We start from the raw sequence: 17,636 nt of genomic DNA on the forward strand, positions 1-17,636 counted from the left end.
ATGCTGCGTATCCTCTTGATCAATGACACGGCAAAAAAAGTCGGGCGCCTGAAGGCCGCGCTCAGTGAGGCGGGCTTTGAGGTGATCGATGAGTCCGGGCTGATTATCGACTTGCCCGCCCGGGTTGAAGCCCTTCGCCCGGATGTGATTCTGATCGACACCGAATCCCCTGGCCGCGATGTGATGGAGCAGGTGGTGATGGTCAGTCGCGATCAACCGCGACCTATTGTGATGTTTACCGATGAGCATGATCCGGGCGTGATGCGCCAGGCCATCAAGTCAGGGGTGAGTGCTTATATCGTGGAGGGCATTCATGCCCAGCGTCTGCAGCCGATTCTCGACGTGGCGATGGCTCGCTTCGAGAGCGATCAGGCTCTACGGGCGCAGCTTCAGGCACGGGATCAGCAACTGGCCGAGCGCAAACGTATCGAGCTGGCCAAAGGTCTGTTGATGAAGATGAAGGATTGCAAGGAGGAAGAGGCGTATACCCTGATGCGTCGCCAAGCCATGAGCAGACAGCAAAAGCTGATTCAGGTCGCGGAGCAGATTATTGCGATGAGTGAGCTGTTGGGGTGAGGTTTGGCGCCGGTTGTGGGTGATCTGCTTTTGCCTGAGCACATATCCGTTACCGCAGCCATGGCACTGCGCTGTATCGCGGTAAACATTGGACCTGTGGGACCGGATTCATCCGGGAAGGCTGCGTTTCAGGCGACGATTATGGGGTGGATGTACTGGCCTCTTCCCGGATGAATCCGGTCCCACAGGTTCGCATGGATCCCGCTGATGAAGTGCTGCCTGGTTAGCGTTGTCGGAGGTTGCGGCAACGATTACGGTATACCTGACACACCGCTTCGCAGCCTTCGGCAGCGCCTACAGAATGTCGGCAAACCCAAGAAAACAAGTCGGCTAACAGGCCGCCGCGCTTTTGATTTTGATCTTGGGCGCCCCGTCAAACCACGCTGGCCGCCCGCAGAGCCCCAGCGAGGGGCCGAGTGGTGGGGCAAGAGCTTATCGGTTACTTTTGGCTGGGCCTGCTTCCGGAACAAAGGTGACGCGCCGTAAGGGCGCAACCAATATCAGCCATCACCGCATAACGGATATGCACACCAGAAAGCACATCAGCTCAAAAAAACATCCCTGCCACAACTGGCCTACCTTTTGCTAGCTAATCACCACAGGTAACCAACGGCGGTTGCCCCACTCTACGACAAAGACGTCGCACACCTCTTCGCCAACGCGAATCGGGTTGCGGCGTTTTTTGCGTTTTGGCTCCAGTGACTGGAGTTGGTGGAGCTGCCGAGGTTATGGACGCCCACCTGCAGGTTTCTACAGATTCAAGCCCGTTACGGTTCGGGTCCGTGCCTGAACCGACAGATCTCCTTTTTGCAGATGAGGTGTTCAATGAATACAAGCTTCTGGAAGGCCGGTCACAAACCGACCCTGTTCGCCGCATTTCTGTATTTCGACCTGAGCTTCATGGTCTGGTACCTGCTCGGCCCAATGGCAGTACAGATCGCAACCGACCTGCAACTCACCACCCAGCAACGCGGCCTGATGGTAGCGACGCCGATCCTGGCCGGCGCACTGCTGCGCTTTGTGATGGGCATCGTGGCCGACCAGCTGTCGCCGAAAACAGCCGGCATCATCGGCCAGGTCATTGTGATCGTTGCCCTGTTTACTGCCTGGAATCTGGGCATTCACACCTACGAGCAGGCGCTGTTACTGGGCGTATTCCTCGGCGTGGCAGGTGCATCATTCGCCGTCGCCCTGCCGCTGGCCTCGCAGTGGTATCCAGCCGAGCACCAAGGCAAGGCGATGGGTATTGCCGGTGCAGGTAACTCGGGCACGGTGCTGGCAGCGCTGATTGCGCCGGTATTGGCGGCAGCCTTTGGCTGGAGCAATGTGTTCGGTTTTGCGGTCATTCCGCTGGTGCTGACGCTGATTGCATTCTCGCTGATGGCACGCAACGCTCCAGAACGCGCCAAACCCAAATCCATGAGCGACTACCTCAAAGCGCTGGGCGATCGTGACAGCTGGTGGTTCATGTTTTTCTACAGCGTGACCTTTGGCGGCTTTATCGGGCTGGCCAGCGCCCTGCCCGGCTACTTCAACGACCAATATGGCCTTAGCCCGGTCACGGCCGGTTACTACACCGCAGCCTGCGTGTTTGGCGGCAGTCTGATGCGTCCATTGGGCGGTGCCCTGGCTGACCGCTTCGGCGGCATTCGCACCCTGGCAGGTATGTACGCCGTCGCTGCAATCTGCATCGCGGCAGTGGGTTTCAATCTGCCCAGCTCCTGGGCGGCATTGGCGCTGTTTGTCGCCGCAATGCTCGGTCTCGGTGCAGGTAATGGCGCAGTGTTCCAGTTGGTGCCACAGCGCTTCCGCAAGGAAATCGGTGTCATGACCGGCCTGATCGGCATGGCGGGTGGCATCGGCGGCTTCCTGCTCGCAGCCGGCCTGGGTTCGATCAAACAACACACCGGCGACTACCAGATGGGCCTGTGGCTATTTGCATTCCTTGGCGTATTGGCATGGTTCGGCCTGCTTAACGTCAAGCGCCGCTGGAGAGCCACCTGGGGCTCGGCAGCCGTGACCGCCGCTCGCGTCTGAGGTCATTGATGAGCTTGCGACTGAGCCTTGCTCAATTCAGCGCCAGCGGGCCGCGGGCAGAGAATCAGGACGCTATGCGCCTGGTAACTCCGGCCCCGGCCCTTGCCGCCAGCAAGGGCTATCTGTTTGCCCTGGCGGATGGCGTCAGTCAATGCGTGGATGGCGCCCTCGCGGCGCAATCCACCTTGCAGGCGCTGGCGCTGGATTACTACTCGACGCCGGAAACCTGGGGCGTCGCCCAATCCCTTGACCGGTTGCTGCTGGCACAGAATCGCTGGTTGCAGGCCAATGGCTTGCTGACCACCCTTAGCTTGCTGGTGCTACGTGGTCGGCGTTTCACTCTCGCGCATGTGGGCGATTGTCGTGCCTATCGCTGGCATGCGGGAGAACTGCAACGCATCAGTGAAGATCACGTCTGGGAACAGCCAGACATGCAGCATGTGCTCAAGCGTGCTCTGGGGCTGGACCAGTACCTGGTCATGGATTATCTGAACGGCGAATTGCGCGAGGGCGAACGCCTGCTGCTGCTCAGCGATGGAGTCTGGGCAACATTGGGTGATGCGAGTATTCGTTCGATTCTCACTGAGCAAGAGGATCTGGATCGTGCCGTGCAGACGCTGGTCAGCGCTGCACATCTGGCCGGTAGTCAGGACAACGCCAGTGCCGTGCTGATTCGCGTCGACGCGCTGGGTCAGGATGACCTTGGCGACGCTCTCATCCAGCTTCAACAATGGCCATTGCCGCCTCCTTTAAAGACTGGCCAGGCTTTTGAAGGCTGGCAGATTAACGGGTTGCTGGCGGAGTCTCGGCAATCGCTGCTGTATCGGGTCACCGACCAGAACAATCAGCGCTGGTTATTGAAAACGCTCCCTGGAAATCGCCATGACGAACCCGGCGCTGGCCAGGGACTGCTGCTCGAAGAATGGTTTTTGAAGCGCGTGGCGGGCCGTTTTTTCCCTGAAACCCATCCCGTACCTGATCGCCAGCACCTGTATTACGTCATGCGTGAACACTCAGGCCGCAGCCTGATGCAACTCTTCAATGAGCACGGCCAGCTGTCCGTGGCGCAATGGTTAGCGCACGCCACGCAACTATTGCGGGCGGTGGGCTTGCTGCATCGGCGAAACATCATTCACCGGGATATCAAACCGGAAAACCTGTTGCTCGAAGATGACGGCGAGTTACGCCTGCTGGATTTCGGCCTCGCCTACTGCCCCGGCCTTTCCACGCTGACACCGGGCGAGTTGCCGGGCACGCCAAGCTTCATAGCACCAGAGGCGTTCAATGGCGACGAGCCCACTCCCCGCCAGGATCTGTACGCGGTGGGCGTGACGCTTTATTACCTGCTGACCGGGCATTACCCGTACGGCGAGATCGAAGCGTTCCAGCATAGGCGTTTCGGTATACCAACCCCCGCCAGCCGCTATCGACCCGACCTGCCTGACTGGCTGGACCACAACCTGTCCAAGGCACTGCAGGCCGATCCGCAACATCGCTACGAAACGGCTGAACAGTGGCTACTGGAACTGGAACAAGCGGAGCACCGTCCACTGGTGAAACGCGCTCAACCGCTGCTTGAACGCGAACCAGTAAAGGTCTGGAGGACGGTGGCGCTGGTTTCTCTGCTACTGAATCTGATCGCCATCGTTTGGCTGATGCGTCACTGAGCAAAATCGCCCCGGTTCGGGGCATAGCGCACCAAGGTGATACTCCCCGATAAATGCAACGCTGTGGGAGCAGGGCTGGGTCTGGCGGCATTCCGACGATAAGGGCACCGCGCTCTAAGCGAATCGAGCCCAGCCTTATCGCTGGCAAGCCCTGCTCCCACAGTTTCTCCACCAGACAAGACTCTATCTGGCACACCCCCTGCATATCTTTCCTCAAGCAACTCATATCGCTCCAGCCTTCAAAGACGAAGGCTGAGCTTCCCGAGAGAACGGGACCGGACAAAGGCGTCCTCGCTAGTAACCTAGCGGGACGCCTTTTTTTGTTTGCGCAGAATTTGTCGAGCACCCTCTCGCGGGCTTCTCGGAGGCAAGATGAGAAAACTCAAACTGGTGATGGTTGGCAACGGCATGGCTGGCGTTCGTACGCTGGAGGAGCTGCTCAAGCTCAGCGACGAACTGTACGACATCACCGTATTCGGCGCCGAGCCGCACCCTAACTACAACCGCATCATGCTCTCACCGGTGCTGGCAGGTGAGCAGAAGTTCGAAGACATCGTGCTTAACGACCTGGACTGGTATCTGGGCAACAACATTCAACTTCTGCTCAATCGCAGAGTGGTGAAAATCGACCGGGCCAAACGCCAGGTGATTGCCGACGACGGCACGGTGGCGCATTACGATCGCCTGCTGATTGCCACAGGCTCTACGCCATTCATGCCACCAATGCCGGGCAGCACCTTGAACGGCGTCATTGGTTACCGCGACATCGCGGACACGCGAATCATGATCCACACCGCCAAAACCCAAAAACATGCGGTGGTGATCGGTGGCGGCCTGCTCGGCCTGGAAGCCGCCAATGGGCTGAAGATGCGTGGCATGGACGTCACGGTCGTACACATCGGCAAATGGCTGCTGGAACGTCAGTTGGATAAAGCCGCCGGGCAATTACTCCAAAGCGCGCTGGAGGCCCGCGGCCTGCACTTTCGCCTGAACGAACAGACCGAGGCATTGCTGGACAACGGCCGAGGTACAGTCAACGCCGTGCAGTTCAAAAATGGCGACATCATCCCGGCCGACCTGGTCGTGATGGCCGCCGGTATTCGCCCGGCGACCGAACTCGCGGAACTGGCTGGATTGCCCTGCAACCGGGGCATCCTGGTCAACGACACGTTGCAGACCTACGATCCGAGGATCTATGCGATCGGCGAATGCGCCAGTCATCGCGGCACTGCCTATGGCCTGGTAGCGCCCTTGTTCGAGCAGGCCAAAGTCTGCGCAAACCACCTCGCCCAACTAGGCTTCGCCCGCTACAAGGGTTCAGTCACCTCGACCAAGCTGAAGGTGACCGGGATTGATCTGTTTTCCGCTGGCGATTTCATGGGAGGCGAAGGCACGGAAACCATAGTCCTGCGAGACCCTTTCAGCGGTTCCTACAAAAAACTGGTGATCAAAGACGATCTTCTGGTGGGCGCGTGCCTGTACGGCGACACCACTGACGGCGGCTGGTACCTGCGCCTGATTCGCGGCCAGCAGTCCATAATCGCCCTTCGTGATCAGTTGATGTTCGGTGAAGTGAGCGTATCGCAAACGGATACCGCGTTATGCGCCTGACCAGTATCCCCGCGCCCATCACGCAAACCACCGCATCCACCTGTTGCTATTGCGGGGTCGGCTGTGGCGTGCTGATTGAACACGACGGGCGCAACATTATCGGTGTCACAGGCGACCCGACGCATCCAGCCAACTTTGGCAAGCTGTGCAGCAAAGGCTCAACCCTGCACCTCACTGGTGACCCAAGCGCACGGGCGCTATACCCGGAATTGCGCCTGAGTAAACAGCTGGGACGCAGCGTTACGGATTGGGACGCGGCCCTTGATCACGCCGCCAATGTCTTCGCAGAAACCATTCGCGAACATGGACCTGACAGCGTCGCGTTTTATATTTCGGGACAACTGCTGACAGAGGATTACTACGCGTTCAACAAGCTCGCACGCGCTCTGATTGGCACCAACAATATCGACAGTAATTCCCGGCTGTGCATGTCGTCCGCCGTGGTGGGCTATAAACGTAGCCTGGGCGCAGACGCACCGCCTTGCAGCTATGAAGACATCGAGCTCAGCGATTGCGTGATGATCGTCGGCAGCAACATGGCCTACGCCCACCCGATCCTGTTCCGACGCCTGGAAGAAGCGAAAAGCCAGCGTCCCGAGATGAAAATCATCGTCATCGACCCTCGGCGTACAGACACCTGTGACCTGGCGGACCTGCATCTGGCGATTAACCCCGGAACAGACGTTGCGCTGTTTCACGGCATCCTGCATCTGCTGCTTTGGGAAGGCAGGGTCGATCAGGATTTCATCGAGCAACACACCGAGGGATATGCCGAGCTCAAAAGCCTGGTGCATCACTACTCGCCGCAAATGGTCGCGCAGACCTGCGGCATCTCGCTTCAGCAACTGCGGCAATGCGCGCAATGGATCGGCCAGGCACCCAGCTTTCTGTCGCTGTGGTGCATGGGCTTGAATCAGTCCACTGCTGGCAGCGCCAAAAACAGCGCGTTGATCAACCTGCATCTGGCCACCGGGCAAATAGGCCGCCCCGGTGCCGGCCCGTTTTCTCTGACCGGCCAACCTAATGCCATGGGCGGTCGCGAGACTGGCAGCCTCTCCAACCTGCTTCCCGGCCACCGGGAAGCGGCCAACGCCGAGCATCGGGCTGAAGTGGCACAGTACTGGGGTGTCGATACATTGCCCGACACTCCTGGTTTGTCAGCGATCGAACTGTTCGAGCAGATGCGCAACGGTACGATCAAAGCGGTATGGATCGCCTGCACAAATCCGGCACAGTCGCTGCCTGATCAGACTCATGTACGCGAAGCCTTGAGCACATGCCCATTCGTGGTCCTTCAGGAAGCTTTTCGCACCACTGAAACCGCCCGCTTCGCTGACCTGCTGCTGCCCGCGGCCAGTTGGGGCGAAAAAGAAGGCTCGGTGACCAATTCCGAACGGCGTATCTCCCATGTGCGCAAAGCCGTTGCGGCGCCCGGCGAAGCGCGCCCCGATTGGGCAATTACAGTCGATTTCGCACAACGTCTTCAGGCCCGACTGCAACCTGATACCGCCGCTCTTTTTGATTTCCAGCAGCCCCAAGCACTGTTCGACGAATACAAGCAGCTGACCCAAGGTCGCGACCTGGACTTGTCCGGCATCAGCTACGAGATCATTGATCAGCGCGGGCCGCAGCAATGGCCATTCCCGGTCGGCGCCACCAGCGGCACAGCCAGACTGTATCTGGAGGGTGTATTTCCAACACCATCCGGCAAAGCCCGATTCATCAGCGAACCGTACAGCGCTGCCAAAGAGCTACGCGACAGCCGCTTCCCGCTGACCCTGAACACCGGCCGCCTGCGTGATCAATGGCACGGCATGAGCCGCACAGGCACCGCTGCGCGCTTGTTCGGCCATGTGAGTGAAGCAGTACTGAGCCTGCATCCGGAAGATCTGCATCGCTATCGACTGGAAACGGGTGATTTGGTCAATCTGCAAAGCAGACGTGGCAGTGTGATCGTTCCCGTTGGCAGCGATGACGGCTTGCGGGCTGGCCATGCCTTCATCCCCATGCACTGGGGAGATCGATTCCTCAAGGGCGGAGTAAATGTACTCATCCAGCCAGCGTTCGATCCAATTTCCAGGCAACCTGAGCTGAAGCACTCTGGCGTGCGGATCGACAAAGTCGACCTGCCGTGGCGACTGTTCATCCTGATCGAAGGCGACGTGCAATGCCGTCTGGATGCGTTGCGTTCGTTATGCGACGAGTTTCCCTATACCAGCCTAAGCCTTGCAGGACGTGAACGTCCTGCACTAACACTGCGTGCAGCCAATGGCGAAGCCCCGACTCAGGAGCTGCTGGATCGAATTGACCAGTTGCTGGGGCTGGATCACGGCCCCGTACTGGCTTATGACGATAATCGCCAAGGCATCAGCAAGCGCATTCGCCTGGACCAAGGCCGGATAACCGCCATCCGCCTATGCGGAGAAACCCTTGCCAAAGAATGGCTGCAAAGTTTGTGGCTGGACGGGCGGGAAATCGACGACGAGGTGCGTCGCTGGCTGCTCGCGCCGATAAGCCGCGCACCAGGCACCGGGGCAGGCAAAGCATCAAGCGGAAAAACCCTGTGCAACTGCATGAATATCAGTGAAAGCGCGGTGTGCGATGGCATTGCGAAAGGTATGGACCTGATTCAACTAAAGACACAACTGGGCTGCGGCAGCATGTGTGGCTCTTGCGTGCCGGAAATCAAACGACTGCTGACGACCGTCGCGATCAACTGATGAGGTGAATAGCATGAATGCAAAAGTCTGGCTGGTCGGCGCCGGCCCGGGTGATCCAGAGTTGCTGACCCTAAAAGCCGTAAGAGCACTGCGCGAAGCCGACGTGGTGTTGATCGATGACCTGGTCAACAACGCAGTACTGGAGCATTGCCCGGGCGCGCGCGTTATTGCCGTAGGTAAACGCGGTGGCTGCCGCTCGACGCCGCAAGCGTTCATCCATCGTTTGATGCTGCGCTATGTGCGTCAGGGCAAATGCGTGGTGCGCCTGAAAGGCGGCGACCCGTGCATATTCGGTCGCGGCGGCGAAGAAGCCGATTGGCTGCGTGCTCATGGGGTTGAAGTTGAACTGGTCAATGGCATCACGGCAGGCCTTGCAGGCGCGACGCAATGTGGAATATCCCTGACCTTGCGGGGTATCAGTCGTGGCGTGACGCTGGTGACAGCTCACACTCAGGACGACAGTACATTGAACTGGCAAGCACTGGCACAAGGAGGAACAACGCTGGTGGTGTACATGGGCGTGGCAAAACTGGGCGAAATACGCGAGAGCCTGATCAGTGGCGGGATGTCACTGAACATGCCCGTGGCGATGATCGAGAATGCTTCCCTGCCTCAGCAAAGGGAGTGCCGGAGCTCACTGGCCGATATGCAGCAGGACGCAGCCCTTTTCGAACTGAAAAGCCCGGCCATTCTGGTCATCGGAGAGGTTGCGGGCGCAATGGATGTTGCGGTGCTGGAACAAGCAGCCAGTCAAACGGCTTGAACGACAGAGTAAATCGCAGGCAAAGAAAAGCCCGGCATTAGCCGGGCTTCTCTTTTACACCGCTATTGAAGCGAGTAAAGCAGGCTAATTACTTAGCTTGTGCTTCAACTTCAGCTTCTACGCGACGGTTAACAGCGCGGCCAGCGTCAGTTGCGTTGTCAGCAACTGGACGGGATTCGCCATAACCAACCGAGTTTACGCGGCTAGCGCCAACACCGTACTGGTTAACCAGAACCTGTTTAACGGCGTTTGCACGACGCTCGGACAGTTTTTGGTTGTAAGCGTCAGGACCGACGGAGTCAGTGTGACCTTCAACAGTGGTGGTGGTTTGTGGGTACTGTTGCATGAAGTCAGCGAGGTTCTTGATGTCGCCGTAGCTGTTAGGCTTGACTACGGATTTGTCGAAATCGAACTTCACGTCCAGCTCAACACGAACCACTTCGGCAACTGCTGGGCAGCCATCAGCGTCAACGGTAACGTTGGCTGGGGTGTCCGGGCACTTGTCGACGTTGTCGCACACGCCGTCGTTGTCGCTGTCGGAGCACACTTCAGCTACTGGAGCTGGTGCTGCTTCAACTTTCTTGGAGCCGCCACCGAAGTTTACGCCGATACCGACGCTAGGAGCCCACTCGGTGTCGCCTTGGTCGATGTTGTACTGAGCTTCAACGCCAGCACGGGCATAGAAGTTGTCAGTGAAGTAAAGCTTGGCACCGCCGCCGATGTTGGCGAAGGTAGAACCGTTACGGCCGCCGCGAGCGTCTTGACCGATGCTTTGATCAGAGAAACCAGCCGAAACGTACGGACGCAGCATGTCGCCCGGGTTGTTGAAGTGGTACAGAGCGTCCAGGGCAGTGTTGGAGCCCTTGATGTTCTTGCCACTGTCGCTGCGAACGTTGTGAACTTCGTCGTAACCCAGACGTACTTCTACGTCGTCGGTCAGGAAGTAGCCAATCGAGCCGCCGAACAGGTTGCCGTCGTTTTTAAAGTTACGGGCGCTGTCGTAGTACTCTTTCTTGGCGAAGCCTTCGATTTCGACTGCGCCTTGGCCTTGTGCCAGAGCGCCGAAAGATGCCGCGGCAACAATAGTACCAATGGCCAAGCCCAAGGTGTTTTTCAGTTTCATCCGTTAAATCCCCATCTGGTGATTGTAAAGCAGTCCCACATCGCTGGGGACAACTCATCGGCAAGTCTATCAGAACTTGCCTGCTCGTTAGAGATATTTGCACCGAGTTAAGTTTCGGTAATGCCTGCAAATTTCTCACGTAATTTATCTAAAGCCCGCTTGTAGCGCATTTTCGTTGCACTCAAGCCCATGTGCATGATGTCTGCGATCTCCTGGAATTCAAGTTCTGCGACAAATCGCAGTACCAGAATCTCCCGATCGATCGGGTTCACATGCACCAGCCAGCGATCAAGCCCGCCCCGCTCTTCAGGTTTAGGCGTCTTTTCTTCCGACGCTTCCTCAAGTGGATCCAGACTCAAAGCGTCCATCAAGCGACGCTTACGCCGTTCCTTTCTGTACTGCGTGATGCATTCGTTGTAAGTGATGCTGTACAGCCATGTTTTGAATTTCGATTTACCCTCGAAATTCTTCAAGCCATACAACACCTTAAGCATCACTTCCTGACAGACATCATCAGCATCGCGATCGTTCCCTAAATAACGTGCACAGACGTTAAAAAGTGTTCGTTGATAGCGACGCATCAACTCTTCGTAAGCCCGCGTCACATGAAAAAGTTCGACGTGGGCGCGCGCAACCAGCTCCTCATCAGAGAGCTCGCGGGGGTCGTAGCGCATCGATAGCGGTTGAGGGTTATTCAAAACAAGTCGTGCCGACAGTCAGGTCAATGGCCGCCACTGCCATTGAAACGGCAATTTGTGGCGGCATAGAGTAGCAGGTTAGCCGCTTAACGGCTGCTCACTCGCTGTTCCAGAAGGACGCGGTTGGACAATGAAACCAACTCCCCGTCATCTGTAAGCAGTGTGGTTTTCACCGTGCCAATCTCTTCAATCTGCCCTTCAACATCGCCAACACGCACCTCTTGGCCTACCTGATACAACTCCCGCACATAAATCCCTGCCAGTATTTGGCCAGCAAGCTCACGACTTCCCAGGCCCATGGCCAGCGCAATTGCCAGACCAACGGTAATCAAACCGATCACAATTACATGGTTCAGCAGGTCAGTTTTGACCTCCAGCTGACTGATCGCCACCGAAATACTGATAATAATGACCAGCCCCTGAGCGATTCGCCCCAGACCCGCGGAATAATCCAGCCCTACTCCTTCCGCCGCGCCACGCACCAGACCGTTGACCAGTTGCGCCAGCAGTACACCGACCAGCAGCACCAGAGCGGCACCAAAAACCTTGGGCAGATAAAGCGCCAGCATGTCCAGCGTTGCGGAAACGCGCTCAAGCCCCAGCGATTCAGCGGCCGAAACCAGAAAGATCAACAAGACGAACCAGTAAACAATCTTGCCGATGAGAGTGGAAATCGGCACCTGAACGCCTGCACGGCTGATCAGTTTGGTCAGGCCGGTGCCTGCCATCAGACGATCAAGGCCTAGTTTGGCGAGCAACTTTGACAACAGGGTGTCGAGCAGTTTGGCGACCACGAAACCCAGCAGTACGACCACCAGTGCGCCGAACAGATTCGGGATGAAATTTGCAACTTTGGTCCACAATGCAGTCATTGCGGCAACCAGACTCTGAGTCCAGAGATCCAATTCCATGTTCAATCAGCCTTATCGACAGGACGAGCGGTAGAATTCTTTTGACGTGAAACCGGTGCAACGTGGGCTGAGCCATTGTTCAAGGCGATCATCATCGCTTCGGTCCAGCGCCCCAGCAGACTGAACAACACACCCGCGCCCACTTGGCGATTGGCGGTTTTCAATACGCGTCCCAGGCAGGCGTCATCATCCCGGCTGGAGGAAGACGACTTGAGCATGTCGCGCAATGATTCTTCAAACGGATCGTGCATAGGCACCTCTCGTAACGTCCAGAGAAGACGTGAACCAATCCGGGTGAGTCACAAACTGCCCCGTGGACGAACGTTAAAAATTGTAACCGTCACACCCAGCGCAACCGCCGGAACAGCCACCACTGCCCTAACGCCAGCGCGACAATCAATGCGCAGGCGACCAAAAAACCATAAGGGCTGTCAGAGCCAGGGATACCACCCACGTTAATGCCCAGCAGGCCGGTCAAAAAACTCATGGGCAGAAATATCCCGGTAATGATGCCAAAGCGGTACATGGTGTGATTCATGCGCTCGCGCAGCCGCCGGTCTTCGGACTCCAGCACCAGCCCCACTCGCTCGCGGGTCAATTCCAGCTCTTCAAGGTAACGCGTCAGGCTGTTGTTGAGCTCGTTCCAGTAATCAGCGTCATCGTCGACGAACCACGGCAGCTTGCTGCGACTGAGCTGTGCGTAAATTTCCCGCTGCGGTGAGAGAAAACGGCGTAGCCCTGCGGCGCGGCGTCGAATATGGAGCATATCGCCATGTTCGGGGGCATACCGCTCGTCAGCATCTATCTTTTCTTCCTCTTCATCGACCGATTCGGTGAGGTCACCCACTAGCGCCTGCACCTTGTCTGTCAGGTATTGGGCGAGATAAAGAATCAGCTCAGATGCAGTTTTTGGCCCCTTGCCTTCGTTGAGCTGCTCGATCAACTCGTCGGTGGCCCGCAATGGACGCAGACGCAGAGAGATGACCTGCTGGGCAGCGGCGAAAATCCGCACCGAGACCATGTCTTCCGGCTCGGCCCCCGGGTTGAGATTGACCCCGCGCAGGAACAGCAGCAGCTTTTCGTCAGGCAGTGGCAGCAAGCGTGGCCTGGTATTTTCTTCTAGCAGCAGGTCGCAGGCGAATTCACTCAGCCCACTGGCTGTGCGTAACCATGTGTGCGTCTGCGGATGACCGCGATCCCAATGCAGCCAGACACTTTCATGCGGCTGCAATTGCAGGCCATCCAGTTCGGTCCGAGCGATGAAACGCGCCCCGCCTTTACCATCCAATACGAGAGCGTGAACCAGCCCCCACTGCGCGTTTGTCTCGTCGAACATCAATACTTCGCTTATTCGGGCATTGTCAGAGGCGAGGGAGAAACGATCACGCCATTATTGTCGGCATACACATATTCGCCGGGACGGAACGTAACGCCGGCAAAGGTCACCACGACGTTCAAGTCACCGATACCGCGCTTATGGGTTCTCAGCGGGTGACTGGCCAGCGCCTGGACACCCAGATCAGTCTGCGCCAGAACATCCACGTCGCGGATGCAGCCATAGATCACCATGCCTTGCCAGCCATTGCGCGCTGCCTTTTCGGCGATCATGTCACCGAGTAATGCACAACGCAGTGACCCACCGCCGTCTACGACCAGAACCTTGCCCTTTCCGTCCAGCTCGGCCTGCTCCTTGACCAGCGAGTTGTCCTCAAAGCATTTCACGGTGACGATTTCGCCGCCGAACGAATCACGACCACCGAAGTTACTGAACATCGGTTCAAGTACCTGAACCAGGTCAGGATAGGCGTCGCACAAATCGGGCGTGAGGTAATGCATGGCGAAACTCCTGTCAGTGAAGGGTCGGTCTCTGCTTATGAACCGTAGCTCATAAAAAGAGGACGTAGCCAGCTTCATGACCTTTAACTGAACTGCACTTGCGTCGTAGCTTAATCGCACGGCAGCAGCAGGGAAACACCTTGCGCTCAGTCCCCCACGGCGATCGGCGTTTGCGACAGCTCCTGTACAGGGACGCAGCCTTCGCTCAGCCACTCGGTAACCAGCGGCCAGACTTCTCGCTGGGCATTTTTGCTGACCAGCATCTGTACGTGATCGAAGTCTTGCGAGAAACCCTGCTCACGCCCCAGGCTGATGAACTTGCGCTGTGCTGATCCGATCTGATCAAAAAGCTTGCGACAGGCCCAGACGGGATCTTGATGATCACCGACCGCAGCCACCGCGAGTACGGGCACTTCAACGCCTGGCAAGCCAGCCCACCAGTCAGTTTCCCTGTCACCGAAACGTCCGAACAGACCATGCCAACGCATGCTTTCCAGCACCAACCCGATCGGTTCGTCTTCTGGACCACGCTTGAAACGCGGGCCGGAAATATGCTCGAACGGCTTGAGCAGCAAGCGGCCAGCCCATTGCACCGGGGGCATTTTCAGCGGCCAGTAATTGCGGCTGACCTGACTCCCGAACAAGGCGACAGAGGCCGCGCCTGGAGGACCGAGATACTGCCCGCCCAATGCCGCTGCGAGCGTGGTGCCGCCAAGCGAGTGGCCAATCCAGTGCGGAATCTGACCACTTTGCTCGCGGACGAATGCTGCGATAGCAGGCACGTCGTAGCGCGCATAATCCGCAACCCGGTTATAGCGATAGGCTTCGTTGCGTGCCGACAGTCCGTGCCCGCGCATTTCCGGTATCCAGACATCGAAACCTGCCCGAGCCAGGTATGCACCCAGACCGATGCCTTTAGGCGAATACCAGAAGCGCCGGTTTGAAAAGCTGCCATGCATGAGGATCACCGGCACACCCCGAACATCGGACTGGGCCACAAGGCCGAGACGTGTCACGGCAATTTCGACACTGTAGTCGGGGCTGTTGGCAGGCTTCAGGCGGTATACGTCTTCGACCAGATCACCGCGACGCTCGGCGCTGATCAGAGCGACAGGAAAGAGAGTGCTGCTGCTTTGCATATTGCTCAAACAATCAAAGGTCGGTGTGGAAACCGTCCATGGTAAACGTAAAAAAGCCCCGGCTCATGTGAATGAACCGGGGCTTCACTCAGTCACATCAAACCGGAGCCTGAGCCTCAGCCAGGAAGAACCAGGTTTCCAGCACGGAATCCGGGTTCAACGAAACGCTTTCAATGCCTTGATCCATCAGCCAGCGGGCAAGGTCCGGATGGTCTGAAGGACCCTGACCACAGATGCCAATGTACTTGCCAGCCTTGTTACAGGCTTGAATAGCGTTGGACAGCAGCTTCTTCACCGCCGGATTACGCTCATCAAACAGATGCGCGATGACCCCGGAGTCACGATCCAGGCCCAGAGTCAGCTGGGTCAGGTCGTTGGAGCCAATGGAGAAACCGTCGAAGTACTCCAGGAACTCCTCGGCCAGAATGGCGTTGGACGGCAGTTCACACATCATGATCACGCGCAGGCCATTCTCGCCGCGTTTCAGACCGTTCTCGGCCAAGAGATCGATAACCTGACTGGCCTCGCCCAGGGTGCGCACGAACGGCACCATGATTTCGACGTTGGTCAGGCCCATTTCCTCACGAACACGCTTGAGGGCACGGCACTCCAGCTCGAAGCAATCGCGGAAGTTTTCACTGATGTAACGTGAAGCCCCGCGGAAACCGAGCATCGGGTTTTCTTCTTCCGGCTCGTACATCTTGCCGCCGATCAGGTTGGCGTACTCGTTGGACTTGAAGTCCGATAGACGGACGATGACCTTTTTCGGAGTAAACGCTGCGGCCAGAGTACTGATGCCCTCGACCAGTTTCTCGACATAGAAACCCACCGGATCGTCGTAACCGGCGATGCGCTTGTCGACGCTGTCCTTGATGTCCAAAGGCAGGCTGTCGTAATTGAGCAATGCCTTGGGGTGCACGCCGATCATGCGGTTGATGATGAATTCCAGACGCGCCAGGCCAACACCGGCATTGGGCAACTGGGCAAAGTCGAAAGCCCGGTCCGGGTTGCCGACGTTCATCATGATTTTGAACGGCAACTCAGGCATCGCATCGACCGAGTTGGTCTTGATGTCAAAGCCCAGCTCGCCCTCGAAGATGTAACCGGTGTCGCCCTCAGCACAGGAAACCGTTACGCCCTGGCCGTCCTGCAGCAACTGGGTCGCGTTACCGCACCCTACAACAGCCGGGATACCCAGCTCACGAGCGATGATCGCCGCGTGACAGGTACGGCCGCCACGGTTGGTGACGATGGCGCTGGCGCGCTTCATCACCGGTTCCCAGTCCGGGTCGGTCATGTCGGAAACCAGAACGTCGCCGGGCTGGACCTTGTCCATCTCGGAAACGTCTTTGATGATCCGTACCTTGCCTGCGCCGATACGCTGACCGATAGCACGGCCTTCAACCAGCACAGTGCCGGTTTCCTTGAGCAGGTAGCGCTCCATGACATTGGCCTGAGCGCGGCTTTTCACGGTTTCCGGGCGTGCCTGAACGATGTACAGCTTGCCGTCATCACCGTCTTTGGCCCACTCGATGTCCATCGGTGCCTTGTAATGTTTCTCGATGATCATCGCCTGCTTGGCCAGCTCTGCGACTTCATCGTCACTCAGGCAGAAACGCGCGCGTTCAGCAGGCTCGACGTCGACGGTTTTCACCGAACGACCGGCCTTGGCTTCTTCGCCGTAGATCATCTTGATGGCCTTGCTGCCCAGGTTACGGCGCAGGATGGCCGGACGACCCGCAGCGAGGGTGCCCTTGTGTACATAGAACTCGTCAGGGTTGACCGCGCCCTGCACCACCGTTTCACCGAGGCCGTAAGCGCCGGTGATGAACACCACGTCACGGAAGCCCGATTCGGTGTCCAGGGTGAACATGACGCCCGCCGTACCGGTTTCGGAGCGCACCATACGCTGCACACCCGCCGACAAGGCGACGAGCTTGTGATCAAAGCCCTGGTGGACGCGATAGGAAATGGCCCGATCGTTGAACAACGAGGCGAACACTTCCTTGGCCGCACGGATGACGTTTTCAACGCCGCGGATATTAAGAAAGGTTTCCTGCTGCCCGGCAAAGGACGCATCGGGAAGGTCTTCAGCGGTGGCGGAAGAACGCACGGCGACGGCGAGATTCGGGTTGCCTGCCGACAGTTCGGCAAAGGCAGTGCGGATTTCGGCGTTAAGCTTCTCGGGGAATTCGGCTTCCATGATCCACTGACGAATCTGCGCGCCGGTTTTGGCCAGTGCGTTGACATCGTCGACATCCAGAGCGTCCAGAGCTGCGTGAATCTGATCGTTCAGACCACTCAACTCAAGGAAATCACGGTAGGCCTGGGCCGTTGTGGCAAAGCCACCGGGCACCGAAACACCAGCACCGGCAAGGTTGCTGATCATTTCGCCGAGGGATGCGTTCTTGCCTCCCACATGCTCCACATCATGGACGCCGAGCTTATCGAGGGAAACTACGTACTCTACCAAGGTGATCTCTCCACTAACTGTTTTGTTGTTGGGAAAAGCTCAGTGTCGGCTCAGCTACGGCATGGATCCAGACGTTTTTGGT

The 17,636-nt window shown here is 57.7% G+C and carries 13 protein-coding genes and 1 pseudogene; 6 read left to right on the forward strand and 8 right to left on the reverse strand.

The annotated features are described in order from the left end of the window. The 6 genes and pseudogenes from EE949_RS12480 (at position 1) to cobA (ending at position 9,374) form a co-directional block, all read left to right on the forward strand. Complete coding sequence (locus EE949_RS12480; protein WP_122664634.1) at positions 1–576, forward strand: ANTAR domain-containing response regulator; 576 nt, start codon at positions 1–3, stop codon at positions 574–576. 825 nt (positions 577–1,401) lie between these two features. Next, entirely contained in the window at positions 1,402–2,613 is a 1,212-nt protein-coding gene (locus EE949_RS12490) for a nitrate/nitrite transporter (RefSeq protein WP_122664577.1), read from the forward strand. A gap of 8 nt (positions 2,614–2,621) precedes the next feature. Next, positions 2,622–4,280, forward strand: coding sequence for a bifunctional protein-serine/threonine kinase/phosphatase (locus tag EE949_RS12495; RefSeq protein ID WP_122664578.1), 1,659 nt, complete (start codon positions 2,622–2,624; stop codon positions 4,278–4,280). Positions 4,281–4,652: 372 nt separating this feature from the next. Continuing rightward, positions 4,653–5,852 (forward strand): annotated as a pseudogene (locus tag EE949_RS12500) (NAD(P)/FAD-dependent oxidoreductase); the annotation flags it as partial. Positions 5,853–5,881: 29 nt separating this feature from the next. Next, a complete protein-coding gene (locus EE949_RS12505) occupies positions 5,882–8,611 on the forward strand; it encodes a nitrate reductase (RefSeq protein WP_122664580.1) in 2,730 nt (909 codons plus the stop codon). A gap of 13 nt (positions 8,612–8,624) precedes the next feature. After that, a complete protein-coding gene (gene cobA, locus EE949_RS12510) occupies positions 8,625–9,374 on the forward strand; it encodes a uroporphyrinogen-III C-methyltransferase (protein WP_122664581.1) in 750 nt (249 codons plus the stop codon). Positions 9,375–9,462: 88 nt separating this feature from the next. Here cobA and EE949_RS12515 read toward each other — a convergent pair whose 3' ends face one another. The 8 genes from EE949_RS12515 to ppsA all read right to left on the reverse strand — a co-directional run bounded on the left by EE949_RS12515 (position 9,463) and on the right by ppsA (position 17,554). Beyond that, entirely contained in the window at positions 9,463–10,497 is a 1,035-nt protein-coding gene (locus EE949_RS12515; protein WP_099268666.1) for an OmpA family protein, read from the reverse strand. A 107-nt stretch (positions 10,498–10,604) separates the two neighbouring features. Next, the gene (sigX, locus tag EE949_RS12520) at positions 10,605–11,195 is read right to left on the reverse strand and encodes an RNA polymerase sigma factor SigX (RefSeq protein ID WP_122664582.1); all 591 of its coding nucleotides are present in this window, start codon (positions 11,193–11,195) and stop codon (positions 10,605–10,607) included. Positions 11,196–11,281: 86 nt separating this feature from the next. Next, entirely contained in the window at positions 11,282–12,106 is an 825-nt protein-coding gene (locus EE949_RS12525; protein WP_087265063.1) for a mechanosensitive ion channel family protein, read from the reverse strand. Positions 12,107–12,108: 2 nt separating this feature from the next. Continuing rightward, on the reverse strand, positions 12,109–12,357 hold the full coding sequence (locus EE949_RS12530; protein WP_122664583.1) for a CrfX protein: 249 nt from the start codon (positions 12,355–12,357) through the stop codon (positions 12,109–12,111). A gap of 89 nt (positions 12,358–12,446) precedes the next feature. After that, positions 12,447–13,442, reverse strand: a complete 996-nt coding sequence (locus EE949_RS12535; RefSeq protein ID WP_122664584.1) for a zinc transporter ZntB — start codon at positions 13,440–13,442, stop codon at positions 12,447–12,449. 11 nt (positions 13,443–13,453) lie between these two features. Further along, positions 13,454–13,942, reverse strand: a complete 489-nt coding sequence (rraA, locus tag EE949_RS12540; RefSeq protein WP_122664585.1) for a ribonuclease E activity regulator RraA — start codon at positions 13,940–13,942, stop codon at positions 13,454–13,456. 146 nt (positions 13,943–14,088) lie between these two features. Then, positions 14,089–15,081 (reverse strand): alpha/beta fold hydrolase, encoded by a 993-nt coding sequence (locus EE949_RS12545; protein ID WP_122664586.1) that lies wholly within the window; start codon positions 15,079–15,081, stop codon positions 14,089–14,091. A 97-nt stretch (positions 15,082–15,178) separates the two neighbouring features. Further along, positions 15,179–17,554 carry a phosphoenolpyruvate synthase gene (ppsA, locus tag EE949_RS12550; RefSeq protein WP_122664587.1) on the reverse strand — a complete coding sequence of 792 codons (2,376 nt, stop codon included), beginning with the start codon at positions 17,552–17,554 and terminating at the stop codon, positions 15,179–15,181. Between the last annotated feature and the right edge of the window lie 82 nt (positions 17,555–17,636).

This window comes from Pseudomonas viridiflava, assembly GCF_900602065.1.
Lineage (GTDB): Bacteria > Pseudomonadota > Gammaproteobacteria > Pseudomonadales > Pseudomonadaceae > Aquipseudomonas.